At 65.3% G+C, this 19,918-nt stretch carries 20 protein-coding genes; 7 read left to right on the top strand and 13 right to left on the bottom strand.

The window, feature by feature from the left end; all coding sequences use genetic code 11:
* Positions 1–69: 69 nt before the first annotated feature.
* Positions 70–396 carry a TIGR02300 family protein gene (locus OJJ21_RS08480; protein ID WP_297685082.1) on the bottom strand — a complete coding sequence of 109 codons (327 nt, stop codon included), beginning with the start codon at positions 394–396 and terminating at the stop codon, positions 70–72.
* Between the two features lie 162 nt (positions 397–558).
* On the opposite strand from OJJ21_RS08480, the gene aroA reads away from it, so the two are divergent.
* From aroA to fdhF, 3 genes are all read left to right on the top strand, one after another.
* On the top strand, positions 559–1,926 hold the full coding sequence (aroA, locus tag OJJ21_RS08475; RefSeq protein WP_297685080.1) for a 3-phosphoshikimate 1-carboxyvinyltransferase: 1,368 nt from the start codon (positions 559–561) through the stop codon (positions 1,924–1,926).
* Positions 1,927–2,026: 100 nt separating this feature from the next.
* Complete coding sequence (locus OJJ21_RS08470; RefSeq protein ID WP_297685078.1) at positions 2,027–3,697, top strand: NADH-ubiquinone oxidoreductase-F iron-sulfur binding region domain-containing protein; 1,671 nt, start codon at positions 2,027–2,029, stop codon at positions 3,695–3,697.
* Positions 3,694–6,456, top strand: a complete 2,763-nt coding sequence (gene fdhF / locus OJJ21_RS08465; RefSeq protein WP_297685076.1) for a formate dehydrogenase subunit alpha — start codon at positions 3,694–3,696, stop codon at positions 6,454–6,456. The genes OJJ21_RS08470 and fdhF overlap by 4 nt, the downstream gene beginning before the upstream one ends.
* A 21-nt stretch (positions 6,457–6,477) precedes the next feature.
* Here the strand turns inward: fdhF and OJJ21_RS08460 are convergent, their stop codons facing one another.
* Together OJJ21_RS08460 and arsC are read right to left on the bottom strand one after the other, a co-directional pair.
* Positions 6,478–7,401, bottom strand: a complete 924-nt coding sequence (locus tag OJJ21_RS08460) for a DMT family transporter (RefSeq protein ID WP_297685074.1) — start codon at positions 7,399–7,401, stop codon at positions 6,478–6,480.
* Between the two features lie 66 nt (positions 7,402–7,467).
* Positions 7,468–7,809: an arsenate reductase (glutaredoxin) gene (gene arsC, locus OJJ21_RS08455; RefSeq protein WP_297685072.1), complete on the bottom strand. Its 342-nt coding sequence runs from the start codon at positions 7,807–7,809 to the stop codon at positions 7,468–7,470.
* Positions 7,810–7,919: 110 nt separating this feature from the next.
* Here arsC and OJJ21_RS08450 point away from each other — a divergent pair, with 110 nt between their 5' ends.
* The 3 genes from OJJ21_RS08450 (at position 7,920) to OJJ21_RS08440 (ending at position 9,886) form a co-directional block, all read left to right on the top strand.
* Positions 7,920–8,738, top strand: coding sequence for a ferritin-like domain-containing protein (locus OJJ21_RS08450; protein WP_297685070.1), 819 nt, complete (start codon positions 7,920–7,922; stop codon positions 8,736–8,738).
* A gap of 78 nt (positions 8,739–8,816) precedes the next feature.
* Entirely contained in the window at positions 8,817–9,311 is a 495-nt protein-coding gene (locus tag OJJ21_RS08445) for a PAS domain-containing protein (protein ID WP_297685068.1), read from the top strand.
* A gap of 77 nt (positions 9,312–9,388) precedes the next feature.
* Positions 9,389–9,886 (top strand): PAS domain-containing protein, encoded by a 498-nt coding sequence (locus OJJ21_RS08440; protein WP_297685066.1) that lies wholly within the window; start codon positions 9,389–9,391, stop codon positions 9,884–9,886.
* Between the two features lie 22 nt (positions 9,887–9,908).
* Here the strand turns inward: OJJ21_RS08440 and OJJ21_RS08435 are convergent, their stop codons facing one another.
* The 8 genes from OJJ21_RS08435 to rsfS form a co-directional block, all read right to left on the bottom strand.
* A complete protein-coding gene (locus OJJ21_RS08435) occupies positions 9,909–10,709 on the bottom strand; it encodes an alpha/beta fold hydrolase (RefSeq protein ID WP_297685064.1) in 801 nt (266 codons plus the stop codon).
* Between the two features lie 16 nt (positions 10,710–10,725).
* Positions 10,726–11,217, bottom strand: a complete 492-nt coding sequence (locus OJJ21_RS08430) for an RNA pyrophosphohydrolase (RefSeq protein ID WP_297685062.1) — start codon at positions 11,215–11,217, stop codon at positions 10,726–10,728.
* A gap of 10 nt (positions 11,218–11,227) precedes the next feature.
* Positions 11,228–12,577, bottom strand: a complete 1,350-nt coding sequence (locus tag OJJ21_RS08425; RefSeq protein ID WP_297685060.1) for a divergent polysaccharide deacetylase family protein — start codon at positions 12,575–12,577, stop codon at positions 11,228–11,230.
* A 41-nt stretch (positions 12,578–12,618) separates the two neighbouring features.
* A complete protein-coding gene (locus OJJ21_RS08420; protein ID WP_297685058.1) occupies positions 12,619–13,932 on the bottom strand; it encodes a S41 family peptidase in 1,314 nt (437 codons plus the stop codon).
* A complete protein-coding gene (locus OJJ21_RS08415; RefSeq protein ID WP_297685055.1) occupies positions 13,932–15,146 on the bottom strand; it encodes a peptidoglycan DD-metalloendopeptidase family protein in 1,215 nt (404 codons plus the stop codon). The genes OJJ21_RS08420 and OJJ21_RS08415 overlap by 1 nt, the downstream gene beginning before the upstream one ends.
* Positions 15,139–16,716: a 2,3-bisphosphoglycerate-independent phosphoglycerate mutase gene (gene gpmI / locus OJJ21_RS08410; RefSeq protein ID WP_297685053.1), complete on the bottom strand. Its 1,578-nt coding sequence runs from the start codon at positions 16,714–16,716 to the stop codon at positions 15,139–15,141. The genes OJJ21_RS08415 and gpmI overlap by 8 nt, the downstream gene beginning before the upstream one ends.
* A gap of 109 nt (positions 16,717–16,825) precedes the next feature.
* Positions 16,826–17,296: a 23S rRNA (pseudouridine(1915)-N(3))-methyltransferase RlmH gene (locus OJJ21_RS08405; RefSeq protein WP_297685051.1), complete on the bottom strand. Its 471-nt coding sequence runs from the start codon at positions 17,294–17,296 to the stop codon at positions 16,826–16,828.
* A 45-nt stretch (positions 17,297–17,341) separates the two neighbouring features.
* Entirely contained in the window at positions 17,342–17,683 is a 342-nt protein-coding gene (rsfS, locus tag OJJ21_RS08400) for a ribosome silencing factor (RefSeq protein ID WP_297685049.1), read from the bottom strand.
* Between rsfS and OJJ21_RS08395 the strand changes: the two genes are divergently transcribed.
* Positions 17,676–18,023 carry a hypothetical protein gene (locus OJJ21_RS08395; RefSeq protein WP_297685047.1) on the top strand — a complete coding sequence of 116 codons (348 nt, stop codon included), beginning with the start codon at positions 17,676–17,678 and terminating at the stop codon, positions 18,021–18,023. The two genes, rsfS and OJJ21_RS08395, sit on opposite strands and share 8 nt — an antisense overlap.
* Before the next feature lie 55 nt (positions 18,024–18,078).
* Here the strand turns inward: OJJ21_RS08395 and OJJ21_RS08390 are convergent, their stop codons facing one another.
* Positions 18,079–19,488 carry a sodium:proton antiporter gene (locus OJJ21_RS08390; RefSeq protein ID WP_297685045.1) on the bottom strand — a complete coding sequence of 470 codons (1,410 nt, stop codon included), beginning with the start codon at positions 19,486–19,488 and terminating at the stop codon, positions 18,079–18,081.
* A gap of 98 nt (positions 19,489–19,586) precedes the next feature.
* Positions 19,587–19,918: sodium:proton antiporter (locus OJJ21_RS08385; RefSeq protein WP_297685043.1), on the bottom strand; the 332-nt coding region annotated here is incomplete at its 5' end.

Below are 19,918 nucleotides of genomic sequence, written 5' to 3'. Positions count from 1 at the left end.
GGGGCGGACCATAAGCCGCCCTCCGCTGCTTTGCAAGTGCTTCGTGGCCCCGAAAGGGGCCACGATTTCTTAGCGTTCTTCGGTCTCGTCGGTTGGGGTCTCGACGTCGATTTCCTCGGCGACATCGTCTTCCTCGAACTCGTCGGCATCCTCGAGGATGTCGTCGCCCAGACCGGTATCCTCAACCTCATCGTCGATGGCATCCGGGACCGGCGGCTTGGGAACGACTTTCTTCGGTTCTTCCACCTTGGCCGGGCGGCGCGACGATTTCACGGCCGCTTCAGGATTGAACTCGGTACCGCATTTCGGGCACAGGATCGGCGACTTGCCGAGATCGTAGAATGCAGCGCCACAACTCAGGCAGCGGCGCTTGGTGCCCCATTCGGCTTTAGCCATTGAGCAAATCTCCATGTATCGGCGCCGGGAAACGGGGGCCCGGACGCGGCAGCCGGCCGGCTGGCCGGAGCGGCGCGATTGTGTTAAAGAAGCGCGCCCTGTCAACCCGTTAACGGCGGGTATTTTTCACTGTCGCCGTTTGCCGCCCGGACCATTTCCCGCATGACCGCCAGTTCCGACCAGAAAGCCCGCCCGCTCCGGTCCCGGCCGGGCACCAAAGGCCTTGCCGGCACCGCTAAAGTGCCGGGCGACAAGTCAATTTCCCACCGGGCCCTGATTTTCGGGGCGCTCAGCGTGGGCGAAACCCGGGTCAGCGGCCTGCTGGAGGGCGAGGACGTGCTGCGCACCGCCGCCGCCATGCGCGCCATGGGCGCCGAGGTGGAACGGCTGGGAGACGGCAACTGGACGGTCTGGGGCGTCGGCGTGGGGGGGCTGAGCGAACCGGCCGACGTGCTCGATATGGGCAATGCCGGCACCGGCGCCCGCCTGGTCATGGGCCTGGTCGCCAGCCACGATTTCGCCGCCACCTTCACCGGCGATGCCTCGCTGCGCCGCCGCCCGATGGGCCGCGTGGTCGAGCCGCTGCAGCGCATCGGCGCGCGCTTCGTCGGCCGCAGCGGCGGGCGTCTTCCCCTCACTGTCGTGGGGACTGCACACCCACTGCCGATCGAATACGAACTGCCGGTGGCTTCGGCGCAGGTCAAGACCGCCGTGCTGCTCGCCGGCCTGAACGCGCCGGGCATCACCACGGTGATCGAGCCCGAGCCGACCCGCGACCATACCGAACACATGCTGCGCCATTTCGGCGCCACCGTGGATGTGCAGCCGACCAAAAGCGGCGGCCGTATCATCCGCCTGACCGGCCAGCCGGAATTCAAACCCGCCACGATTGCCGTGCCGGGCGATCCGTCCTCGGCAGCGTTTCCGATGGTGGCGGCGCTGATCGTGCCGGGATCTGAGATTACTTTGCAAAATGTCGGCCTCAATCCGCTGCGCACCGGCGTGTTCACCACGCTGCAGGAGATGGGTGCCGATTTCAGCTTCACGAATAAGCGCAGCGAAGGCGGCGAGCCGGTGGCCGATATCACCATCCGCCATTCCGCGCTCAAGGGCATCACGGTGCCGCCGGAACGCGCCCCCAGCATGATCGACGAATATCCGATCCTGTTCGTGGCCGCCGCCTGCGCCGAGGGCGACACCATCGTGCGCGGCGCCAGGGAACTGCGGGTGAAGGAAAGCGACCGGCTGGCGGTGATGGCGCGCGGGCTGAAAGCCTGCGGCGTTGAACTGGAGGAATTCGAGGACGGCATCCTGATTCGCGGCCAGGGCAGGCCGCCGCAGGGCATTGTCCCGGGCGGCGCCAGCATCGAGACCGAACTGGATCACCGCATCGCCATGTCCTTCCTCGTGCTCGGACTGGCGGCAAAAGACGGCGTCGGCATCGACGATGCCCGCGTGATGGAGACCAGCTTTCCCGGTTTCGCCGACCTGATGCGCCGGCTCGGCGGCGACCTGCAAATAACGGAATAACGATAGGAAATCCCTATCGGTCGACACGATTGCGGTGTTGATCCGGCCGCCTGGCGGGCGGATGATTGCCGGCCCGTTCTTTGACCAGCGTCGTTTACAGATGAATATTGCTGCGCCCACGCCCCGCCAGCATCGTGGCGGCCGTTCCGGCCGTGCCTTGCCGCGCGGCCGCCAGGCCTCCGATGCCGATCATGCCGCGCTGCGCGCCATTACTGCACCCGATCCGGCCCGGCGCGATCTGCTGATCGAATATCTGCATGCGGTCAACGATGCGAAAGGCCATCTGCCGGCAGCTTTGCTGGTGGCGCTGGCCGAAGCCATGCGCCTGCCGCTGGCAGAAGTGTTCGAGACCGCCACCTTCTATGCGCATTTCCGCATCGTCGAGGGCGATGAGCCAGCCATGGTGACGCTGCGCATCTGCGACTCCTTGAGCTGCTGCATGGCCGGCGCCGATGCACTGGCCGCGCAGCTTGAAGCGCTTGGCCCGGATATGCGCATCGAGCGTGCGCCCTGCATGGGCCAGTGCGACCGCGCCCCCTGCGTCACCTATGGCAGGAACGTGCTGGCACCTGCCACGCTGGAGCATGTGCAGGTGGCGCATGCAGAGCGCGCCGTGCAGCCGGTGCTGCCACCATATAAAGGCCTCGCGGCCTATCGCACCCAGGGCGGTTATGCCGTGCTTTCGAGGCTGCGCAGCGGCGCGCTGACGCGCGAGGCGCTGCTGACCGAGCTTGAGACGGCCAATCTGCGTGGCATGGGCGGCGCCGGATTCCCCACGGCGCGGAAGTGGCGCGCGCTGCTGGCGCAGCCTGGGCCGCGCCTGCTGGCGGTGAACGGTGACGAAGGCGAACCCGGCACGCTGAAGGACCGCTGGTTTCTTGAGGCCGATCCGCATGGCTTCCTCGAAGGCCTGCTGATCGCCGCGCATGTGATCGAGGCGGACGCGGCCTATATCTATCTGCGCGACGAGTATCCCGCCTTGCATGTCGTGGTGGCCGATGAACTGCAGGCCCTGCGCGAAGCCGGGCTGCTTGGTGATCTGCGCATCGAACTGCGGCGTGGCGCCGGCGCCTATATCTGCGGCGAGGAATCGGCGATGCTGGAAAGCATCGAGGGCAAGCGCGGCCTGCCGCGCCAGAAGCCGCCCTATCCCTTCCAGGTCGGCCTGTTCGGCAGGCCGACCCTGATCAACAATGTCGAGACGCTCTACTGGGTGGCGGCGATTGCCGACAAGGGCGCCGCCTGGTGGAACAGCCACGGCCGCAACGGCAGCAGCGGCCTGCGCAGCTATTCGGTCTCGGGCCGCGTGCGCAATCCCGGCGTCAAGCTGGCCCCGGCCGGACTGACGATCACCGAACTGATCGAGGATTACAGCGGTGGCATGTTGCCGGGCCATCAATTCATGGCCTATCTGCCCGGCGGCGCCTCGGGCGGCATTTTGCCCGCCAGCATGAACGACATTCCGCTCGATTTCGGCACCCTGGAAAAATACGGCTGCTTCATCGGCTCGGCCGCTGTCATCGTGCTGTCGGACCAGGACGACGTGAAGGATGCCGCACTCAACCTGATGAAGTTCTTCCGCCATGAATCCTGCGGCCAGTGCACGCCCTGCCGCGTCGGCACCGAAAAGGCCGCCACGCTGATGGCACAGCCGAAATGGGATGAGCCGCTGCTGCGCGATCTGGCGCAGGTGATGCGCGATGCCTCGATCTGCGGTCTCGGCCAGGCGGCGCCCAATCCGCTGCTCAGCGTGCTGGAGCGGTTCAGATGATCCGCTTCCATCTCGACGGAAAACCGGTCGAGGCTCAGCCGGGCGAGACCATCTGGCAGGTGGCGAAGCGTCTTGGCACCGATATCCCGCATCTGTGCTACACGCCGCAGCCGGGCTACCGCGCCGACGGCAACTGCCGTGCCTGCATGGTGGAGATCGAGGGCGAGCGCGTGCTGGCGCCGAGCTGCAAGCGCGCGCCGACCGAGGGCATGAAAGTGGTCTCCGCCAGCGAGCGGGCCGCCACGGCGCGCAAGCTGGTGCTGGAGCTGTTGGTTGCCGATCAGCCGAAACGCACCGACACGCATGATCCGGACTCGAAATTCTGGCACTGGGCCGAGGCGCTGAATGTCACCGCAAGCCGCTTCCCGGCGCGCGATCATCAGCCGGCATCGGACCGCAGCCATGGCGCCATGGCGGTCAATCTGGATGCCTGCATCCAGTGCAATCTCTGTGTGCGGGCCTGCCGCGAGGTGCAAGGCAACGACGTGATCGGCATGGCGTTTCGCAGCCATCACAGCGAGATCGTGTTCGATTTCAATGACCCGATGGGCAACAGCACCTGCGTGGCCTGCGGTGAATGCGTGCAGGCCTGCCCGACCGGCGCGCTGCTGCCGGCCACTCTGGTGGATGAACATAACCATGCTGTCGAGAAGGCCACTACGGCGGTCGACAGCCTGTGCCCCTTCTGCGGGGTCGGCTGCCAGCTCACCTATCACGTCAAGGATGACAGGATCCAGTATGTCACCGGCAAGGATGGCCCGGCCAATCGCGGCCGGCTTTGCGTCAAGGGCCGCTTCGGCTTCGACTACATCAACCATCCGCATCGTCTGACCCGGCCGCTGATCCGCAAGGATGGCGTGCCCAAGCAGGGCGAGGATATCGTCGATCCGGCCAACCCGTATACGCATTTCCGCGAAGCGAGCTGGGACGAGGCGCTGGAACGCGCGGCCGCCGGCCTGGTGAAAGTGCGCGACAGCGTGGGTCCGCAGGCGATGGCCGGCTTCGGCTCGGCCAAGGGTTCGAACGAGGAAGCCTATCTGTTCCAGAAGCTGGTGCGCATGGGCTTCGGCACCAACAATGTCGATCACTGCACCCGGCTGTGCCACGCCTCTTCGGTGGCGGCTTTAATGGAAGGCGTCGGCTCGGCCGCCGTCACCGCGCCGTTCGCGGCCGCCATGGATGCCGAGGTCATCATCGTGATCGGCGCCAATCCCGCCATCAATCATCCGGTGGCGGCGACCTTCATCAAGAATGCCGTGCGGCAGAATGGCGCGCGCCTGATCGTGATGGATCCGCGCGGCCAGGCGTTGACCAGATTCGCCACCCACCATCTGCGCTTCAAGCCGGGCTCCGATGTGGCGCTGCTCAATGCACTGCTTAACGTCATCATCACCGAAGGCCTGACCGATCCGGCCTATATCCAGCGTTTCGTCGACGGCTTCCCCGACCTGGAACTGGCCGTGAAGGACGCGACACCGGAAGCGATGTCCCCGCTCTGCGGCATCGCACCCGATGTGCTGCGTGACGTGGCACGGATGTATGCCACCTCGAAAGCCTCGCTGATCTTCTGGGGCATGGGCGTGTCGCAGCATGTGCATGGCACTGATAATGCCCGCTGCCTGATCGCATTGGGCCTGATCACCGGCCAGGTCGGCAGGCCCGGCACCGGCCTGCATCCCCTGCGCGGCCAGAATAATGTTCAGGGGGCTTCGGATGCGGGCCTCATCCCCATGGTGCTGCCGGACTACCAGTCGGTGGAAGACGTGGCGAAGCGCGCGGCTTTCGAGGCGGTCTGGGGTCCGGGCCCGGTGAGTGCGCATATCGCGCCGAAACGCGGCCTCACGGTGGTCGAGATCATGACGGCCATCCTGCAGGGCGAGATCCGTGCCATGTATATCATGGGTGAGAATCCGGCCATGTCGGACCCCGACGCCACGCATGCGCGCGAGGCGCTGGCCAAACTCGATCATCTGGTGGTGCAGGATATCTTCCTCACCGAGACCGCTTTCCATGCCGATGTGATCCTGCCGGCTTCGGCCTTCGCCGAAAAGGACGGCAGCTTCACCAACACCGACCGCCGCGTGCAGATCGGCCGGGCCGCTTTACATCCGCCTGGCGAGGCACGACAGGACTGGCAGCTGGTGCAGGCGATCGCGCAGCGCATGGGGTTGAACTGGCTTTACGCGCATCCGAAGGATGTCTATGCCGAGATGGCCTCCCTGATGCCCTCGCTTGCCGGCATCACCTGGGACCGGCTGGAAAGCGAAGGTGCCGTCACCTATCCGCACGGGCAGGAGATCATTTTCGGTGACGGTTTCCCCACGGCGTCGGGCCGCGCCCGCATCGTGACGACGAAGGTGTCGCCGCCGGCCGAACTGCCCGACGCGCAGTATCCGATGGTGTTGTCCACTGGCCGCCTGCTGGAACACTGGCATACCGGTGCGATGACGCGCCGCGCCAGCCAGCTCGATGCGCTGGAACCCGAGGCGATTGCCATGCTGCATCCGCGCGATGCCGGCAGGCTCGGCGTGGCCGCCGGCCAGCATATCCGCGTCTCCACCCGGCGCGGCGCCATTGAGTTGAAATGCCGCATCGACCGCGACGTGGCCGAGGGCATGGTATTCATCCCCTTTGCCTTCTTCGAGGCAGCGGCCAACCTGCTGACCAACCCGCAGCTCGATCCCTTCGGCAAGATTCCGGAATTCAAGTTCTGTGCGGCGAGGGTTGAAGCCGTGCGCGCAACCGAGGCGGCCGAGTAGGCGACAGCCGCCAGTCTTTGATTAAGACCGCGCCGGCTTGAGGATCATCCCGAGTGCGACGGCAACCAGCGCCAATGCGGCGAATTCCGGCCAGCGCGGCTGCTCGCCCAGCATCAGCATGGAGGAAAACACGCCCACGACCGGGATCATCAGCGTCGAAAGCCCGCTGATGCCGGCCGGCAGCACGCGCACCAGCACATTCCAGGCCCAATAACAGAAGACGAAGCAGACCGTGGCGTTGTAGAGCGCCGCCATCCACGGCCAGAAGGAATAGATATACCAGCGGTCGAATTCCAGCAGCGGCGCCAGAACGAAGATCGGGATGCCGCCCAGCACCATCTGCCAGCCGACGAAGGGCACCGCCGTCATCGGCACCAGCCACAGCTTGGTCAGCATGGTGCCGATCGCCCAGCATACCGCGGCCGCCAGCACCAGCAGCACGCCGAGCGGTGCCGCCGCCATCGCTTCCCATTCACCGCCCACCAGCACGATCAGGCCGGTGAGGCCGATGCCCAGGCCCGCCAGCTTCCAGCCGGTCAGCCGCTCATGCAGCAGCAGCACGCTCATCGGGATCAGCCACAGCGGCATGGTGAAGGCGAGAATGGTGGTGCGCCCAGCCGGCAGCATCGACAGGCCGTAGAGCACGAAGACATTCCAGCCGGTGATGTTGAACAGGCTGATCCACACCAGATGCCAGACATGGCCGCGCGGAATGCCAAGCGGCATACGTTTCAGCAGCGCGATGGCGAACAGGCCGATGGCGCCGCCTCCCAGGCACAGCGCACGGAAGGTGAAGACCGGCATTTCCGCGAGAGCGATCTTCATGATCGGCCAGTTGATGCCCCAGAAGAAGGTCAGCAGCGCCAGCAGGCCAAGCGAATAGGCGGAAATGCCGCTGGCAGCTGCAACCGCCGGGGCGGGCGCATCGATCGATTTATCGGTCATGGCGAGGGGGCGCTTCCGTTTGTATGCTGACAAACCTAGCGCGCGGCTTGAGCCAAGGCCAGCGGACTAAAGAATTTCCAGCACCTTTTCCGGCGGACGCCCGAGCACGGCCTTGCCCTTACGCACGAAAATCGGCCGTTCGAGCGCTTCGGGGTGGGCGGCCAGACCGGCGATCAGGACGCCCTCGCTGGCGTCGGGGTCGATGCCGGCCGCCACGGCTTCCTTTGCGCGCAGCACGTCTTTTGCCTTCAGGCCAAGCTGGCCGAGCAGGCGCTGCAGGGTGACCGCATCGGGCGGGGTTTTCAGGTATTCGACAATCTGCGGCTCCAGTCCGCTGGCCTTGAGGATGGCCAGCGCCTGGCGCGATTTGGAGCAGCGCGGATTGTGATAGAGGATGCCGTCGGCCATGAAAGTCACCGTTGTGTCGCCGTATTTTCGCCAAGAATGGCGTATTAACCGGTACTTAGCGCGACACTACAAGAGTTGCAATTTTATGACCGATGGCTAAATAGATGGACATGGCCGGTTCCTGGACGCTCGACGATATTCCGTGGGATGCCTTCAACCCCGCCCGGGTCGATCCCGAGCTGCTGCGTGCCGTGAAGGCCGCTGCCCTGGTTGAGCATAACGCCGACGATTACGTCACTTATCTCTGCAACGTTTTCGCCGACGATGCCGAATTCTGCGCCGTGGTGCGGCAATGGGGCATTGAGGAGCGGCAGCATGGCGCCGCGCTGGCACGCTGGGCCCGGCTGGCCGATCCGGTCTTCGACCCGGATCTGGCGATGCGGCGTTTCACCGAAGGTTATCGCCTGCCGCTGGAGGCGACGGCCTCGGTGCGCGGCAGTCGCAATGGCGAACTGGTGGCCCGCTGCGTGGTCGAATGCGGCACGTCCAGCTTTTACAGTGCGATCCGCGACGCCACCGACGAACCGGTGCTGAAAATCGTGGCCGGCAAGATCGCCGCCGATGAATTCCGCCATTACAAACTGTTTTACGATCATCTGCAGCGCTATCAGAAGACCCGTCCGATGGGTCGCCTGCGCCGGCTTGCCATCGCGCTGGGCCGCATGCAGGAGGCCAGTGACGATGAGCTGGCGATGGCCTACTGGTGCGGCAACGGCTGCGAAGGCAGCTACGATCGCGAACAGCAGAGCGCGGCCTACGAGTTGCGCGCCAGCAAGGTCTACCGCTTCGGTCATATCCAGCGCGGCCTGAGCATGGCGCTGAAGGCCTGCGGCCTCGATCCCCAGGGCGTGTTCAGCCGCGGCTTCGCCGCGCTGGTCTGGCGCATGCTGCAGTGGCGCCAGAAACGCCTGGCCCTGGCGGCGGTTTAGCCGTTTGTCCTGACCGCGAGTCGACATTATTTCGTTTCGACATTGCCAGCGCCGCCCATGAGCCTAGAATGATGCGGCATGATTGAAACGGTCGCTCCGTCGACACCGCCACCGCAGGGCCCGATTCCGGAATCGGAGCTCGATCCCCGTCTCCAGAACCTGCTGCAATACTGGCGTGACAAATGTCGCGTCGGGCGGTTACCGTCGCGAGCCGATATCGATCCGCTCGACCTGCGCAGCCTGCTCGGCAATATCAATCTGATCGATGTGGTGCCGCAGCCTGATGGACAGCAGCGGTTCCGCTATCGGCTGTTCGGGACCGAGTTCATCTTCTATCATGGCGGCGACCTGACCGGGCGCTGGGTCGACGAGATCGGCAATGCGGTCTATCGCCAGCAGCTGGTCGGCCTTTACAATCATGTCGTCGCCACTGCCGCAACCCCGATGCTGTCTTATGATTATATGCTGGACAGCCGGCGGCATCGCTTCCAGGCGGTGATCCTGCCGCTCGCCAGCGACGGCCGGGGCATCGACATGATCCTCAGCAGCGGCCTACCCGTCGCGATATACTAAGCGCCGGCGACCGGTTGCAGGCCGTTGCGACGTCAAAGCCTGTTGCCGATTTCGGCGATCAGGCTAGGCTTGTATCCATGGGGCGAAGCGCTCAATCAGGAATACGGCACATAACGCCGGTCGCCGAATCCGATCTGGATGCCAGGCTGGTCGGCCTTGCCGGATATTGGGCAAACAAGCGGCGCGGACGCCGCTACCCGGCGCGCGCCGATTTCGATCCGCTCGAACTGAAAGCCCTGCTCGGATACCTGCTGATGGTGGACGTGGTGCGCGATACCGAGGGCGGCATGCGGTTCCGCTATCGGTTGTTCGGTACCGAATTCGTCTTTTATCACGGCGGCGACCTGACCGGACATTGGCTGGAGGATATCGCCAATGTCGGTTTCCGCGACGAATTGCTGGCGCTGTATCGCGGTGTCGTGACCGATGGCCAGATGCGCACGCTGTCCTACGACTATCTGGTCGGCGATCAGCGCCGCCGCTTCCAGGCTGTTCTGCTGCCGTTATCCACGGATGGCGAAACGGTGAATATCGTTCTGGGCTGCGGCGTGCCGGTGGAGACCCCACCGGGCTGACTGCGTCACCGGACCTGCCGCCTCACTGGGCGTGGTCATCCAGCCAGTCGGCGACCAGAGCGATCACTTCGTCTTCCTTCGGTTCGCCGAAGATGATGTGGCTCAGATCGGGAATCTCGCGAAACACGGCGCGGCCGGGATACTGCCGCGCCACCGCGCGGCAGGTGGCTGCCGGCGTCACCTTGTCGTCGCTGCCGCCGATCACCAGCAGCGGTACCTGGATGCGATGGGCCGCAACATGGCTGGCGGCATGCCAGTCGAGCCACCACAGCAGGGTCTCGAACAGCACGCGGCCCGATTCCGGCACCATGCGGGCGAAGATGTCGCGCTGCAGCGCCGGCGGGATGCGATCCATCGAGTAATGCGCCGCAATCTCGAAATCGGGTGATAGGCCTTTGCGCGTGAGACTGCCGGCCTTCAGCAGTCCGGCAACGGTTTCCAGCTCCCATTTGCTGTGCGGCAGCGTGCCCCATGGCGCCACCGGCGCCAGCAGCACGGCGGCGCAGGCCAGATTCTGTGCCGCCAGCTGCTGCGCCAGCAGGCCGCCGAGCGAGTGGCCGATCAGCACCGGCGCCGGATGCGAAGCCAGCGACGAAGACCGGGTGATGCGATGGATCTCGGCGGCCATGGCATTGCGATAGTCGGCCAGGCCCTGGCGCGCCAGATCGGGATGCGGCGGCGCGGCGGCGAATTCGCTGCCATGGAAGGGCAGGTCGGGCGCATGCGTGCGCCAGCCGCGCCGGTTCAGTTCGCCGCGCAGCCGCTCGAATACCCAGCCACCGACAAAGGCTCCATGCAGCAGCAGGATGTCGCCTTTGTTCATTGATGCTTTCCCGGCTTCAGGTGCGGACGCGGTCGGCGAATTCGGCGACGATCAGCTCATAGATCGGCCGTTTGAACGGCACGATCATCTCTGGCAGCTGCCGGAACGGCAGCCAGCGCCACTGGTTGAATTCCGGATGCGCGGTCTGGATGTTGATGTCGCTGTCACGGCCCTTGAAACGTGCCAGATACCATTTCTGACGCTGGCCGCGGTATTTGCCCTTCCACACCTTGTCGGCCAGGTCGCGCGGCAGATCATAGCTGAGCCAGCCGCGGCTTTCCGCGATCACCTCGGCCAGAGTCGCCGGCACGCCGATTTCTTCCTCCATCTCGCGCAGGGCGGCCTGCAGCGGGTCTTCGCCGGGATCGATGCCGCCCTGCGGCATCTGCCAGGCTTCGGCGGTCTGGTCGATGCGCTGACCGACGAAAACCATGTCATCGGCATTAAGTAGAGCAACGCCCACGCCATCGCGATAGGGCCGCGCGTCGCTGTCGGCTGCACTCGTCATGATGAACCCTTTACTCCGGCGTCTGGCGATTGGCGATGGCAGAGACCGGCGCCAGCGCAATCCCCTTGGCTTCCAGCCCGCTGCTCCAGGCGAGCAGCCGGTCGAGCGTGACGGGATAGGGCAGGGCACCACCGATGGCGATGCCGCTGCTGCGCGCCGTGCGTTCCAGCTCTTCCAGCCGCGCATCGATCAGTTGCGCAGTCGGCTGGGCGTCGATCTGGCGGTTGACGAAGGCATAGACGCCGCCGGCCTCGCGCACGATACGCGCCGCCACGCTGCGCGGTGCCGTGCGCGCATCGACGAACATCAGGCCGCGCTGCTTCAGCCTGGTGGCGATGATGCGCATGTGCTCGGGCGATGAGGTGTATTTGCCGCCCATCAGGTTGCTGAAGCCGATATAGCCGGGCGCGCGTGCCAGCACCCAGTCGAGCCGCCGCGTATTCTCCTGCTCGCTCAGCGATGTCAGCAGGGTATAGGGGCCGGGATCGCTGGCCGGATAATCGAATGGTTCCATCGGCAGTCCGAGCAGCACCTCATGCCCTGCGGTGCGCGCCATATCCACCTGAACGGCCAGATCGGGCGCATAGGGGCTGAAGGCAAAGCTGATCGCCGGCGGCAGCCGTTCGGCGGCCAGCATGGTGAGCTGCGCGTTCAGGCCCATGTCATGCAGCACGATAGCCAGTCGCGGCCGTGTCGCCGGTTCGTCAAAGGGGCGCGCATAGGCGCTCCAGGGCTGCCGTCCGTCGGCGCCGATCTTGGGGATCAGGCCGCGCGGGGTCGGTTCCGCCAGGGTCGGGTCTGGCGCCACCAGCAGGCCGCTGGGCAACCGGCCGACGACAGGCGGCGGCGCTGCGGTGCTGGCCTTCTGGTCCTGTGCCAGCCGCGCTTCGGGCGGCAATACCAGGCGACCGACGCCGATCACGACTTCCGAGCCAGGCAGGAAGGCGAGCTTCTCGCCGGTGGTGACCAGCCAGCCGCCGCCGGCGGCGAGTGCAAACAGCACGATTGTCCAGGCGGCCATCAGCAGCCGGCGGTTCACCGTGCGCAGGTCGCCGCGCAGGAAGGGTGGCCACAGGATCAGGCCGATGATGCGGAAAAAGGTCGTGATCCGGTGCTTCATACCGCGGCGGCGCGGCGGCTCCGGCGGCATCTGGTCTTCGCCGGTGATGGTCTGGATCAGGTCGGCATCTTCATCGACAGCAAGCATGCCGTCTCCGGCCAACATGTCGTCGCTGCCGCCATTCATTTCGCCGGCGGCGGGTTTCTTTTTCCTGCCGCCGAACAGGCGCTTGAGCAGGCCTGGCTTCGATCCTGCCTCCATCGCCCGGTCATCCGGATCGGCATGCAGTTTGGCTGCCATCGCGTTGTCTCAGCGTTCTGCTGATCCGTCGCCCAGTCGAATCATTTGCGCGCGGTCGGCTTGGGCGGCGCGCGCAGCACTTCCAGCGCGGCCTGCAGCACCAGATCGGGACCGTCCTGGCCCGGCGTCGGCACCTGGTGCGGCGGCGTCACCTGGGTCGGTTCCTGCTTGTCGGCCTTGTCTTCCTCGGTCTGGCGCGTGTCGGTCATCTGCCGGCGCTCTTTCAGCGCCGCAGCGATCTGGCGGTCGCGCTCGTTCCAGGCTTCCACATCGGCCGAGATGCCGACCTTGTCGATCGAACGGCCAGACGGCGTGAAATAGCCCGCCGTGGTCAGCTTCATGCCGCCGAATTCGCCGAGCGGGATCATGGTCTGCACCAGGCCTTTGCCGAAAGTGGTGTTGCCCACCAGAACGGCGCGATGATGATCCTGCAGGGCGCCGGCAACGATTTCGGATGCGGAGGCCGAGCCGCCGTTGATCAGCACCGCCATCGGCTTGCCGTCGGCGAGGTCGCCGCGTTTGGCATTGTAGCGCTGGCCTTCATCGGCCGTGGCGCGCAGCGCACGGGTCGACACGATCTCGCCCTGGTTCAGGAAGCTGTCGGACACCGAGATGGCCTGATCGAGCAGGCCGCCCGGATTATCGCGCAGGTCGATGATATAGCCCTTCAGCTCGGGGCCGATCTCGGCCTTCAGCTTGTCGATGGCGGCGGCCATGTCCTGCGTGGTGTGCTCGTTGAAGGACGAGATGCGCAGGTAGGCGAACTCGCCCTCGCGACGGGCGCGCACCACCCGGGTCTTGATCACCGCGCGGGTGATCTTGATGTCGAAGTTCTTGGCCGCGTCGGCGGCACCGCGCCGCACGGTCAGCACGATATTGGTGTTAGGCGCACCGCGCATCTTTTCGATCGATTCCTGCAGCGACTTGCCCATCACCGGATCGCCGTCCAGATGGGTGATCAGATCGCCGGGCAGCACGCCGGCCTTTTGCGCCGGCGTGTCGTCGATTGGCGACACTACCTTGATCAGGCCGTTCTCCTGGGTCACTTCGATCCCCAGGCCACCGAATTCGCCGCGGGTCTGCACGCGCGCTTCCTGGAAGCTGCGCGGCGGCATGTAGACCGAGTAGGGGTCCAGCGACGAGAGCATGCCGTTGATGGCATGCTCCATCAGCTCCTCGTCCTTGGTCTCCTTGTAATAGTCGTTGCGCACCCGTTCGAAGATCTCGCCGAACAGGTTGAGCTGACGATAGGTCTCGTTGGCCTGCAGGCCGCCGACCTTGCTTGGCGCGGCAAACAGCGCCACCGATCCCATCAGTGCGAAAGCACAGACACCGCCGAGGAGGAAATTGCGCATCAGCCGCTCACCTTTCTGTCGCCCGAGGCCAGCCAGGGTAACGGGTTGACCGTTTCGCCTTTGCGCCTCAGTTCGAGATATAGGACGGGTTTTTCGCCTGGGGAGTTGGCCAACAGGCCGACCGGTTCGCCGGCAAGCACCCATTGACCGACAGAGCGGTCGATCCGTCCAAATCCCGCCAATAGGCTATGGTACCCACCGCCATGGGCGATAATCAAGAGTTGCCCGTAGCCACGGAAGGGCCCGGCGAACATCACTTTGCCGTCAGCAGGCGCAATCACCTGCCCGCCGGCGCGCGCCTCGATGCGGATTCCGCGCAACGGCACGCCGTTTTCATCCGATTGCCCGAAGCGCCCCACGATCCGCCCGCGCGCCGGCAGGGCGGCACTACCCTCCAGGGCAGCATAAGCTTCCGGCGGATCCGGGGTGCCGCCGCCTTTGGGTGGAATTTTGGCCCGCGCCTCGGCGGCCCGCCGCTCGCTTTCGCGTCGCTCCTGCTCCAGCAGGCGGTCCACCAGGGCGCGCAGATCCTTGGCCTGGGTGGCCAGCTGGCCGCTGGTTTCGCGGGCGGAATCGCGCTCTTCCGCCGTTTGTGCGGCAGCAGCCGTGGTTTCGGCCTGCAGGAATTCGAGGTCGCGGCGCTCATGGTCAAGCTGGGCAATCGCCTTGCCCAGGCGCTCCTGTTCGGCGGCGACGCCCTGGCGCAGCCGGGCCAGACGGGTCAGTTCGTCGCGCAGGGCAGTGGCACGGTTCTCGATCTCGGGCACCAGGGCGGCCATCAGCTGGCTGGCCCGCACCATGTCGAGGGCCGAACCGGGCGCCAGCACCATGGCTTCCGGCGGCTGGCGGCTCAGTTGCGCCAGGCTGGCCAGGGTCTGCGCCAGCTCGCCGCGCCGGGCCTCCAGCGCCTCGCGGGCGGCGGCCTCGTCGGCCAGCAGGCCGGCCAGCTTGTCCTCGCTCTGCGAGACCAGATCTTCCTGCGCCTGCAGCTTTCTGGCTGCAGCGACCAGTTTCTTTTGCAGATCGCGCTGCTTTTGCGCCAGTTTGGCAGCTTCGCGGCCCAGTTCGCGCTCGCGCTCGCGGCTTTCCTGCAGGCGCTTTTGCACATCCTGCAATTCCTGCTGGGGTGCGGCCGGCTGCGCAATGCTGTTCACCGGCCCCAGCAGCGCTCCAAGGAGCGCCGCTGCAGCGAGCGGAAGGATCAGTTTACGCAAGGCGGCGGGCAGCGGTCTGGGTTGTGCCGGCAACGGCCAGGATGTGGCCGGTCATTTCGGCCGGCTGCCTGAGCCCGAGGAAATGCAGCAGCGTCGGCGCGATGTCGCAGAGCCGGCCGTCCTTCAGACCATAGGCATCCGTGCGCGGGCCGACCAGCAGCAGCGGCACCGGATTGGTGGTGTGCTGGGTATGGGCCTGGCCGCTGACGCGGTCGCGCATTTCTTCCAGGTTGCCGTGGTCGGCGGTGATCAGCATCACGCCATCCATCTCGGTCACGGCCTTTTCCAGTTTGCCGATGCAGGCATCGATCGTCTCGGCCGCCTTGATCGCGGCGGGCATCGAGCCGGTATGGCCCACCATGTCGGGATTGGCGTAGTTGACGATGACCAGATCGTACTGGCCCGACGTGATCGCGGCGGTCAGCTTGTCGGTCAGTTCCGGCGCCGACATCTCCGGCTGCAGGTCATAGGTCTTCACCTTCGGCGAAGGAACGAGAATGCGGTCCTCGCCGGCGAACGGCTGCTCCTCGCCGCCATTCATGAAGAAGGTGACATGGGCGTATTTCTCGGTCTCGGCGATGCGCAGCTGGGTTTTGCCGGCATTGGCCAGCACTTCACCCAGCACATTGGGATAGCGCACCGGCGCGTAAGCCGTGGCGAGGAAAGGATTTAGCGCGGTGGAATATTCGGTCAGGCCCACGGCGCCGGCAAACGTCACCACGCGGCCGCGATTGAAGCCGTCGAAATGCGGATCGAGCAGGGCGGTGAGAATCTCGCGCGCCCGGTCGGCGCGGAAATTTGCCATCAGCAGGCCGTCGCCGTCCTGCATGCCGGTGAAGCCATCCATGGCGGTCGGCGCGATGAACTCGTCGCTCTCGTCGGCGGCATAGCCCTGTTCGACGGCGGCCTCGGCGCTGGCGGCGGTCTTGCCCTTGCCGTCGACAAGCGCCTCATAGGCCTGGCTCACGCGCTCCCAGCGCTTGTCGCGATCCATGGCGAAGAAGCGGCCCGACACGGTGGCGAAGGACACGTTGGTCGCATCGCCGATCTGCTGGCGGAAGATTTTCAGGAAATTCAGCGCGCTTTTCGGCGCCGTGTCGCGACCATCGGCGAACATGTGGATGCTCACCTTGATGCCGGCAGCGGAAAAGATTTTCGCCACGGCCGCCATATGGTCCTGATGTGAATGCACGCCGCCATCCGACAGCAGACCGAGCAGGTGCAGCGCGCCGCCGCTCTGCTTCAGTTTGGCGATCAGGCCGGTGAGGGCCGGGTTATCCTGCAGCGTGCCGTCGGCCACCGCGTTGTCGATGCGGCCCAGATCTGGCACGGCGATGCGCCCGGCGCCGATATTCATATGGCCGACTTCGGAATTGCCCATCTGGCCATCCGGCAGCCCGACATCGCGGCCCGAGGTGCCCACCCTGGCAAAGGGGCGGGTTTCCAGCAGGCGGCGATAGTTCGGCAGCCGCGCCTGGGCCAGCGCATTGTCGGTCGGATCGTCGCGCAGGCCCCAGCCGTCCAGGATGCAGAGGACGACGGGCTTGCGGCGGTTTTGGCTCTGGGTCATGGCTTCGACGAAAAGGCTAAGGTTTCTAAGGTTTATACATAGCGCAGACCAGCCCGCCCGTCACGCCGGGCTTTCCCATCACACTGATCGAAAACCCCGATTCCGGCGGTTAATCACGATGATAGGGATGCCCGGTCTGCAGGCTCCAAGCCCGGTAGAGCTGTTCCAGCAGCATGACCCTGGCCAGCAAATGCGGCCAGGTCATGGCAGAGAGCGAGAGCGTCAGTCGCGCTTTTGACACCAGGGCGGGGTCCAGCCCGTCGGCGCCGCCGATCAGGAAGGCGATCTCGGCCTCGCCATGATCGCGCCACTGCGCCAGCAGATCGGCAAAATGGCGGCTGGTCAGGCTTTTGCCGCGCTCGTCCAGTGCCACGACCACGGCACCCTTGGGCAGGGCGGCCAGCAGCAGTGCGGCCTCGCGGCTTTTGCGCTCGGCCGCCGTGCCGCCCTGCTTGCGGTCTTCCACCTCGCGGATGCTGACCGGCCAGGGCAGCCGCTCACGATAGCCTTCCAGCAGGCTCTGGGCGGCATCATGCTTGGCGCGGCCGGCCTTGCCGACGCAGGCAATCGTAATCTTCATCGGGCAATCTTCATGCCGTCAGCCCGGCAGGCCGACAAGGAGTCGTCAGGCTGCCGCAGGTTCGGGGATCGCGGCGCCGCCCCACATTTTTTCCAGATTGTAGAAGCTGCGCACCTCGGGGCGGAAGATATGCACGACGATGTCGCCGGTATCGATCAGCACCCAGTCGCCCACCGCCTTGCCCTCGGCGCGCACCTTGCGGCCGGTTTCCCTGGAAATCTTCTCGACCAGATGCTCGGCGATGGCGCCGACCTGGCGCGAGGAGCGGCCCGAGGCGATCACCAGGTAATCGGCAATCGTGGATTTGCCGGCGAGCTCGATCGAGACCACCTCTTCGGCCTTGTCGTCATCCAGCGACTTGAGGATCATCTGATGCAGCTTGACCACCGCGGCAGGCAGGGTTGCCTTGCGGGCGGCGGCCTTTTCCGCTTTCTGGACTGTCTTTTTCGCGGTTTTCGCTTTGGCTGCCGGGGTTTTGCTCGCGGCCTTGGCGGCCTTGGTTACTGACGTCGTAACCGTCTTGCTCTTTTTTTGCTTCGCAGCAGCCGGTTTCTTGGCAGCGGCGGGAGTCTTGGACTTGGATGCAACCTTGGGCTTGCTGCCGGCGGTTGCAGTAGCGCGCTTGCGCGTCGTGGTGTTTGCGATGGCCGATCCTCCTTTGCAAACTCCGGTATTTGGCCGGTCCGGCCCGGGTGCCGAAGCTCCGACCGAATCGGGTTCAGTCTAACCCGACTCGGCTTTATCGACAATGAAAGTCCGATGACCGTCTGTCGGTTCCCGCCTTACAGGAACCAGAGCCAGGTGATCAGCGCAAACGGCACCAGCAGCAGCGGGAAGCTCCACAGCATGTAGCCGAAAAAGCTCGGCATGCGGACGCCCGACTGTTCGGCGATGGCTTTGACCATGAAATTCGGCGCATTGCCGATATAGGTCAGCGCCCCCATGTAGACCGCGCCCATCGAGATCGCCAGCAGCGTGGTGGCGAGCGGCCCCATCAGCGCGGCGGCATCGCCGCCGGCCATGTGGAAGAACACCAGATAGGTCGGCGCATTGTCGAGAAAGGCCGACAGCAGGCCGGTCAGCCAGAAATACATCTCGTCGCGCGGCGCGCCGTCCGGGCCGGTGGCCAGCGCGATCAGGTCGCGCAACTGGCCGTCGGTGCCGGCGCGCAGGATGGCGATCACCGGCACGATGGTGAGGAAAATGCCGGCAAACAGCTTGGCCACTTCCAGGATCGGTTCCCAGTTGAAGCCGTTGCCGTCGCGCGTCGCCCGGCTGGTGATCAGCAGCGAGACACCGGCGAGTCCCAGCAGGATGACATCGCGCGTCAGATTCTGCGGTTTCACCTCCACGCCGCCGACAGACAGGCTCCAGTCGGGCGTCCAGGTGCCCGACAGCAGCACGGCGCCGATCACGCCGGCCAGCAGGAAGATGTTGACGCCACCCTCGATGCCGATTGCGGTATCCGGCGTCGGATCGCGGGTGATGCCCTCCTTGATGTAGTAGTGGCGGTCGATCACGTAGAACAGCGCCAGCAGGATCATGCCGAGCAGCAGCGTGGGAGCGAACAGCGCCTCCATGGTCCAGAAGAAGCGCACGCCGTTGAGGAAGCCGAGGAACAGCGGCGGATCGCCGAGCGGCGTCAGTGCACCGCCGACATTGGCGACCAGGAAAATGAAAAACACGACGACATGCACATTGTGTTTGCGGTTGTCGTTGGCGCGGATCAGCGGCCGGATCAGCAGCATGGCGGCACCGGTGGTGCCCATCCAGCTGGCCAGCACCGTGCCAGCGGCGAGAAGTCCGGTATTCAGGCTGGGCGAACCATGCAGGTTGCCCATGATGCGCACGCCGCCGGCAATGGTGAACAGCGCCAGCAGAAGGATGGTGAAGGGCAGGTATTCATGCAGTGCCACTTCAAGAACCACATGCGTGGCCGGGCCGATGCCGTCGCGCAGCGCGAACGGCAGCAGGAAGGCGAGGCCCCAGAAGGCGGCGATCTTGCCGTAGTGGTGATGCCAGAAAGACGGCGCCAGCAACGGACACAGCGCAATCGACAGCAGGATGCCGGCAAAGGGCAGGCCCCAGAGCAGGCTGAGGCTGGCGCCGTCGATGGCGGCGGCCTGCGCCGGCGCGGCGAAGCTGCACAGCAGCAGGATGATGGCAAAGGCAGAAGAAAGACTGGCTGGCATCGCGGCGCGCCCCCGGTGTGATTATCGCGTCGTGTGTCTTGCGACGCGATATGGGGATCGCAACCGCCGATGGCAACCCTGCTGCGGTCCTGCCGCGATCAGGACATGAAGAACAGCAGGGTAACAATCACGAAACAGGGCAGCAGGATGCCGCAGCTCCAGGCCATGTAGCCGAAGAAGCTCGGCATCTTCACATTCATCTCCTCGGCAATCGCCTTGACCATGAAATTCGGTGCATTGCCGATATAGGAGTTGGCGCCCATGAACACCGAGCCGGCCGAAATCGCCAGCAGCGTGCCGGCCAGCGGGCCCATCATGGTGGCGGCATCGCCGCTCGCCATGTTGAAGAAGACGAGATAGGTCGGGGGCGTTTGGGGGGCGCGCGGAAAAGGGGCCGGCCCCCCCCAAAAAAAAGCCAGTTTGGGCGGGC

It is taken from the genome of Ferrovibrio sp. (assembly GCF_025869515.1).
Classification (GTDB): domain Bacteria; phylum Pseudomonadota; class Alphaproteobacteria; order Ferrovibrionales; family Ferrovibrionaceae; genus Ferrovibrio.
The sequence above is the reverse complement of the archived record's forward strand: the minus strand, read 5'-3'. Positions and strand labels throughout refer to the sequence as shown.

What these genes read in the sequence shown, in the direction of transcription:
- aroA (WP_297685080.1), top strand. Translation starts at nt 559, where the DNA reads ATGACCGCCAGTTCCGACCAGAAAGCCCGCCCGCTCCGGTCCCGGCCG.
- OJJ21_RS08425 (WP_297685060.1), bottom strand. Translation starts at nt 12,577, where the DNA reads ATGGCAGCCAAACTGCATGCCGATCCGGATGACCGGGCGATGGAGGCA.
- OJJ21_RS08390 (WP_297685045.1), bottom strand. Translation starts at nt 19,488, where the DNA reads ATGCCAGCCAGTCTTTCTTCTGCCTTTGCCATCATCCTGCTGCTGTGC.
- OJJ21_RS08460 (WP_297685074.1), bottom strand. Translation starts at nt 7,401, where the DNA reads ATGACCGATAAATCGATCGATGCGCCCGCCCCGGCGGTTGCAGCTGCC.
- arsC (WP_297685072.1), bottom strand. Translation starts at nt 7,809, where the DNA reads ATGGCCGACGGCATCCTCTATCACAATCCGCGCTGCTCCAAATCGCGC.
- OJJ21_RS08445 (WP_297685068.1), top strand. Translation starts at nt 8,817, where the DNA reads ATGATTGAAACGGTCGCTCCGTCGACACCGCCACCGCAGGGCCCGATT.
- OJJ21_RS08440 (WP_297685066.1), top strand. Translation starts at nt 9,389, where the DNA reads ATGGGGCGAAGCGCTCAATCAGGAATACGGCACATAACGCCGGTCGCC.
- OJJ21_RS08470 (WP_297685078.1), top strand. Translation starts at nt 2,027, where the DNA reads ATGAATATTGCTGCGCCCACGCCCCGCCAGCATCGTGGCGGCCGTTCC.
- OJJ21_RS08405 (WP_297685051.1), bottom strand. Translation starts at nt 17,296, where the DNA reads ATGAAGATTACGATTGCCTGCGTCGGCAAGGCCGGCCGCGCCAAGCAT.
- fdhF (WP_297685076.1), top strand. Translation starts at nt 3,694, where the DNA reads ATGATCCGCTTCCATCTCGACGGAAAACCGGTCGAGGCTCAGCCGGGC.
- gpmI (WP_297685053.1), bottom strand. Translation starts at nt 16,716, where the DNA reads ATGACCCAGAGCCAAAACCGCCGCAAGCCCGTCGTCCTCTGCATCCTG.
- OJJ21_RS08435 (WP_297685064.1), bottom strand. Translation starts at nt 10,709, where the DNA reads ATGAACAAAGGCGACATCCTGCTGCTGCATGGAGCCTTTGTCGGTGGC.
- OJJ21_RS08430 (WP_297685062.1), bottom strand. Translation starts at nt 11,217, where the DNA reads ATGACGAGTGCAGCCGACAGCGACGCGCGGCCCTATCGCGATGGCGTG.
- OJJ21_RS08450 (WP_297685070.1), top strand. Translation starts at nt 7,920, where the DNA reads ATGGCCGGTTCCTGGACGCTCGACGATATTCCGTGGGATGCCTTCAAC.
- OJJ21_RS08420 (WP_297685058.1), bottom strand. Translation starts at nt 13,932, where the DNA reads ATGCGCAATTTCCTCCTCGGCGGTGTCTGTGCTTTCGCACTGATGGGA.
- OJJ21_RS08480 (WP_297685082.1), bottom strand. Translation starts at nt 396, where the DNA reads ATGGCTAAAGCCGAATGGGGCACCAAGCGCCGCTGCCTGAGTTGTGGC.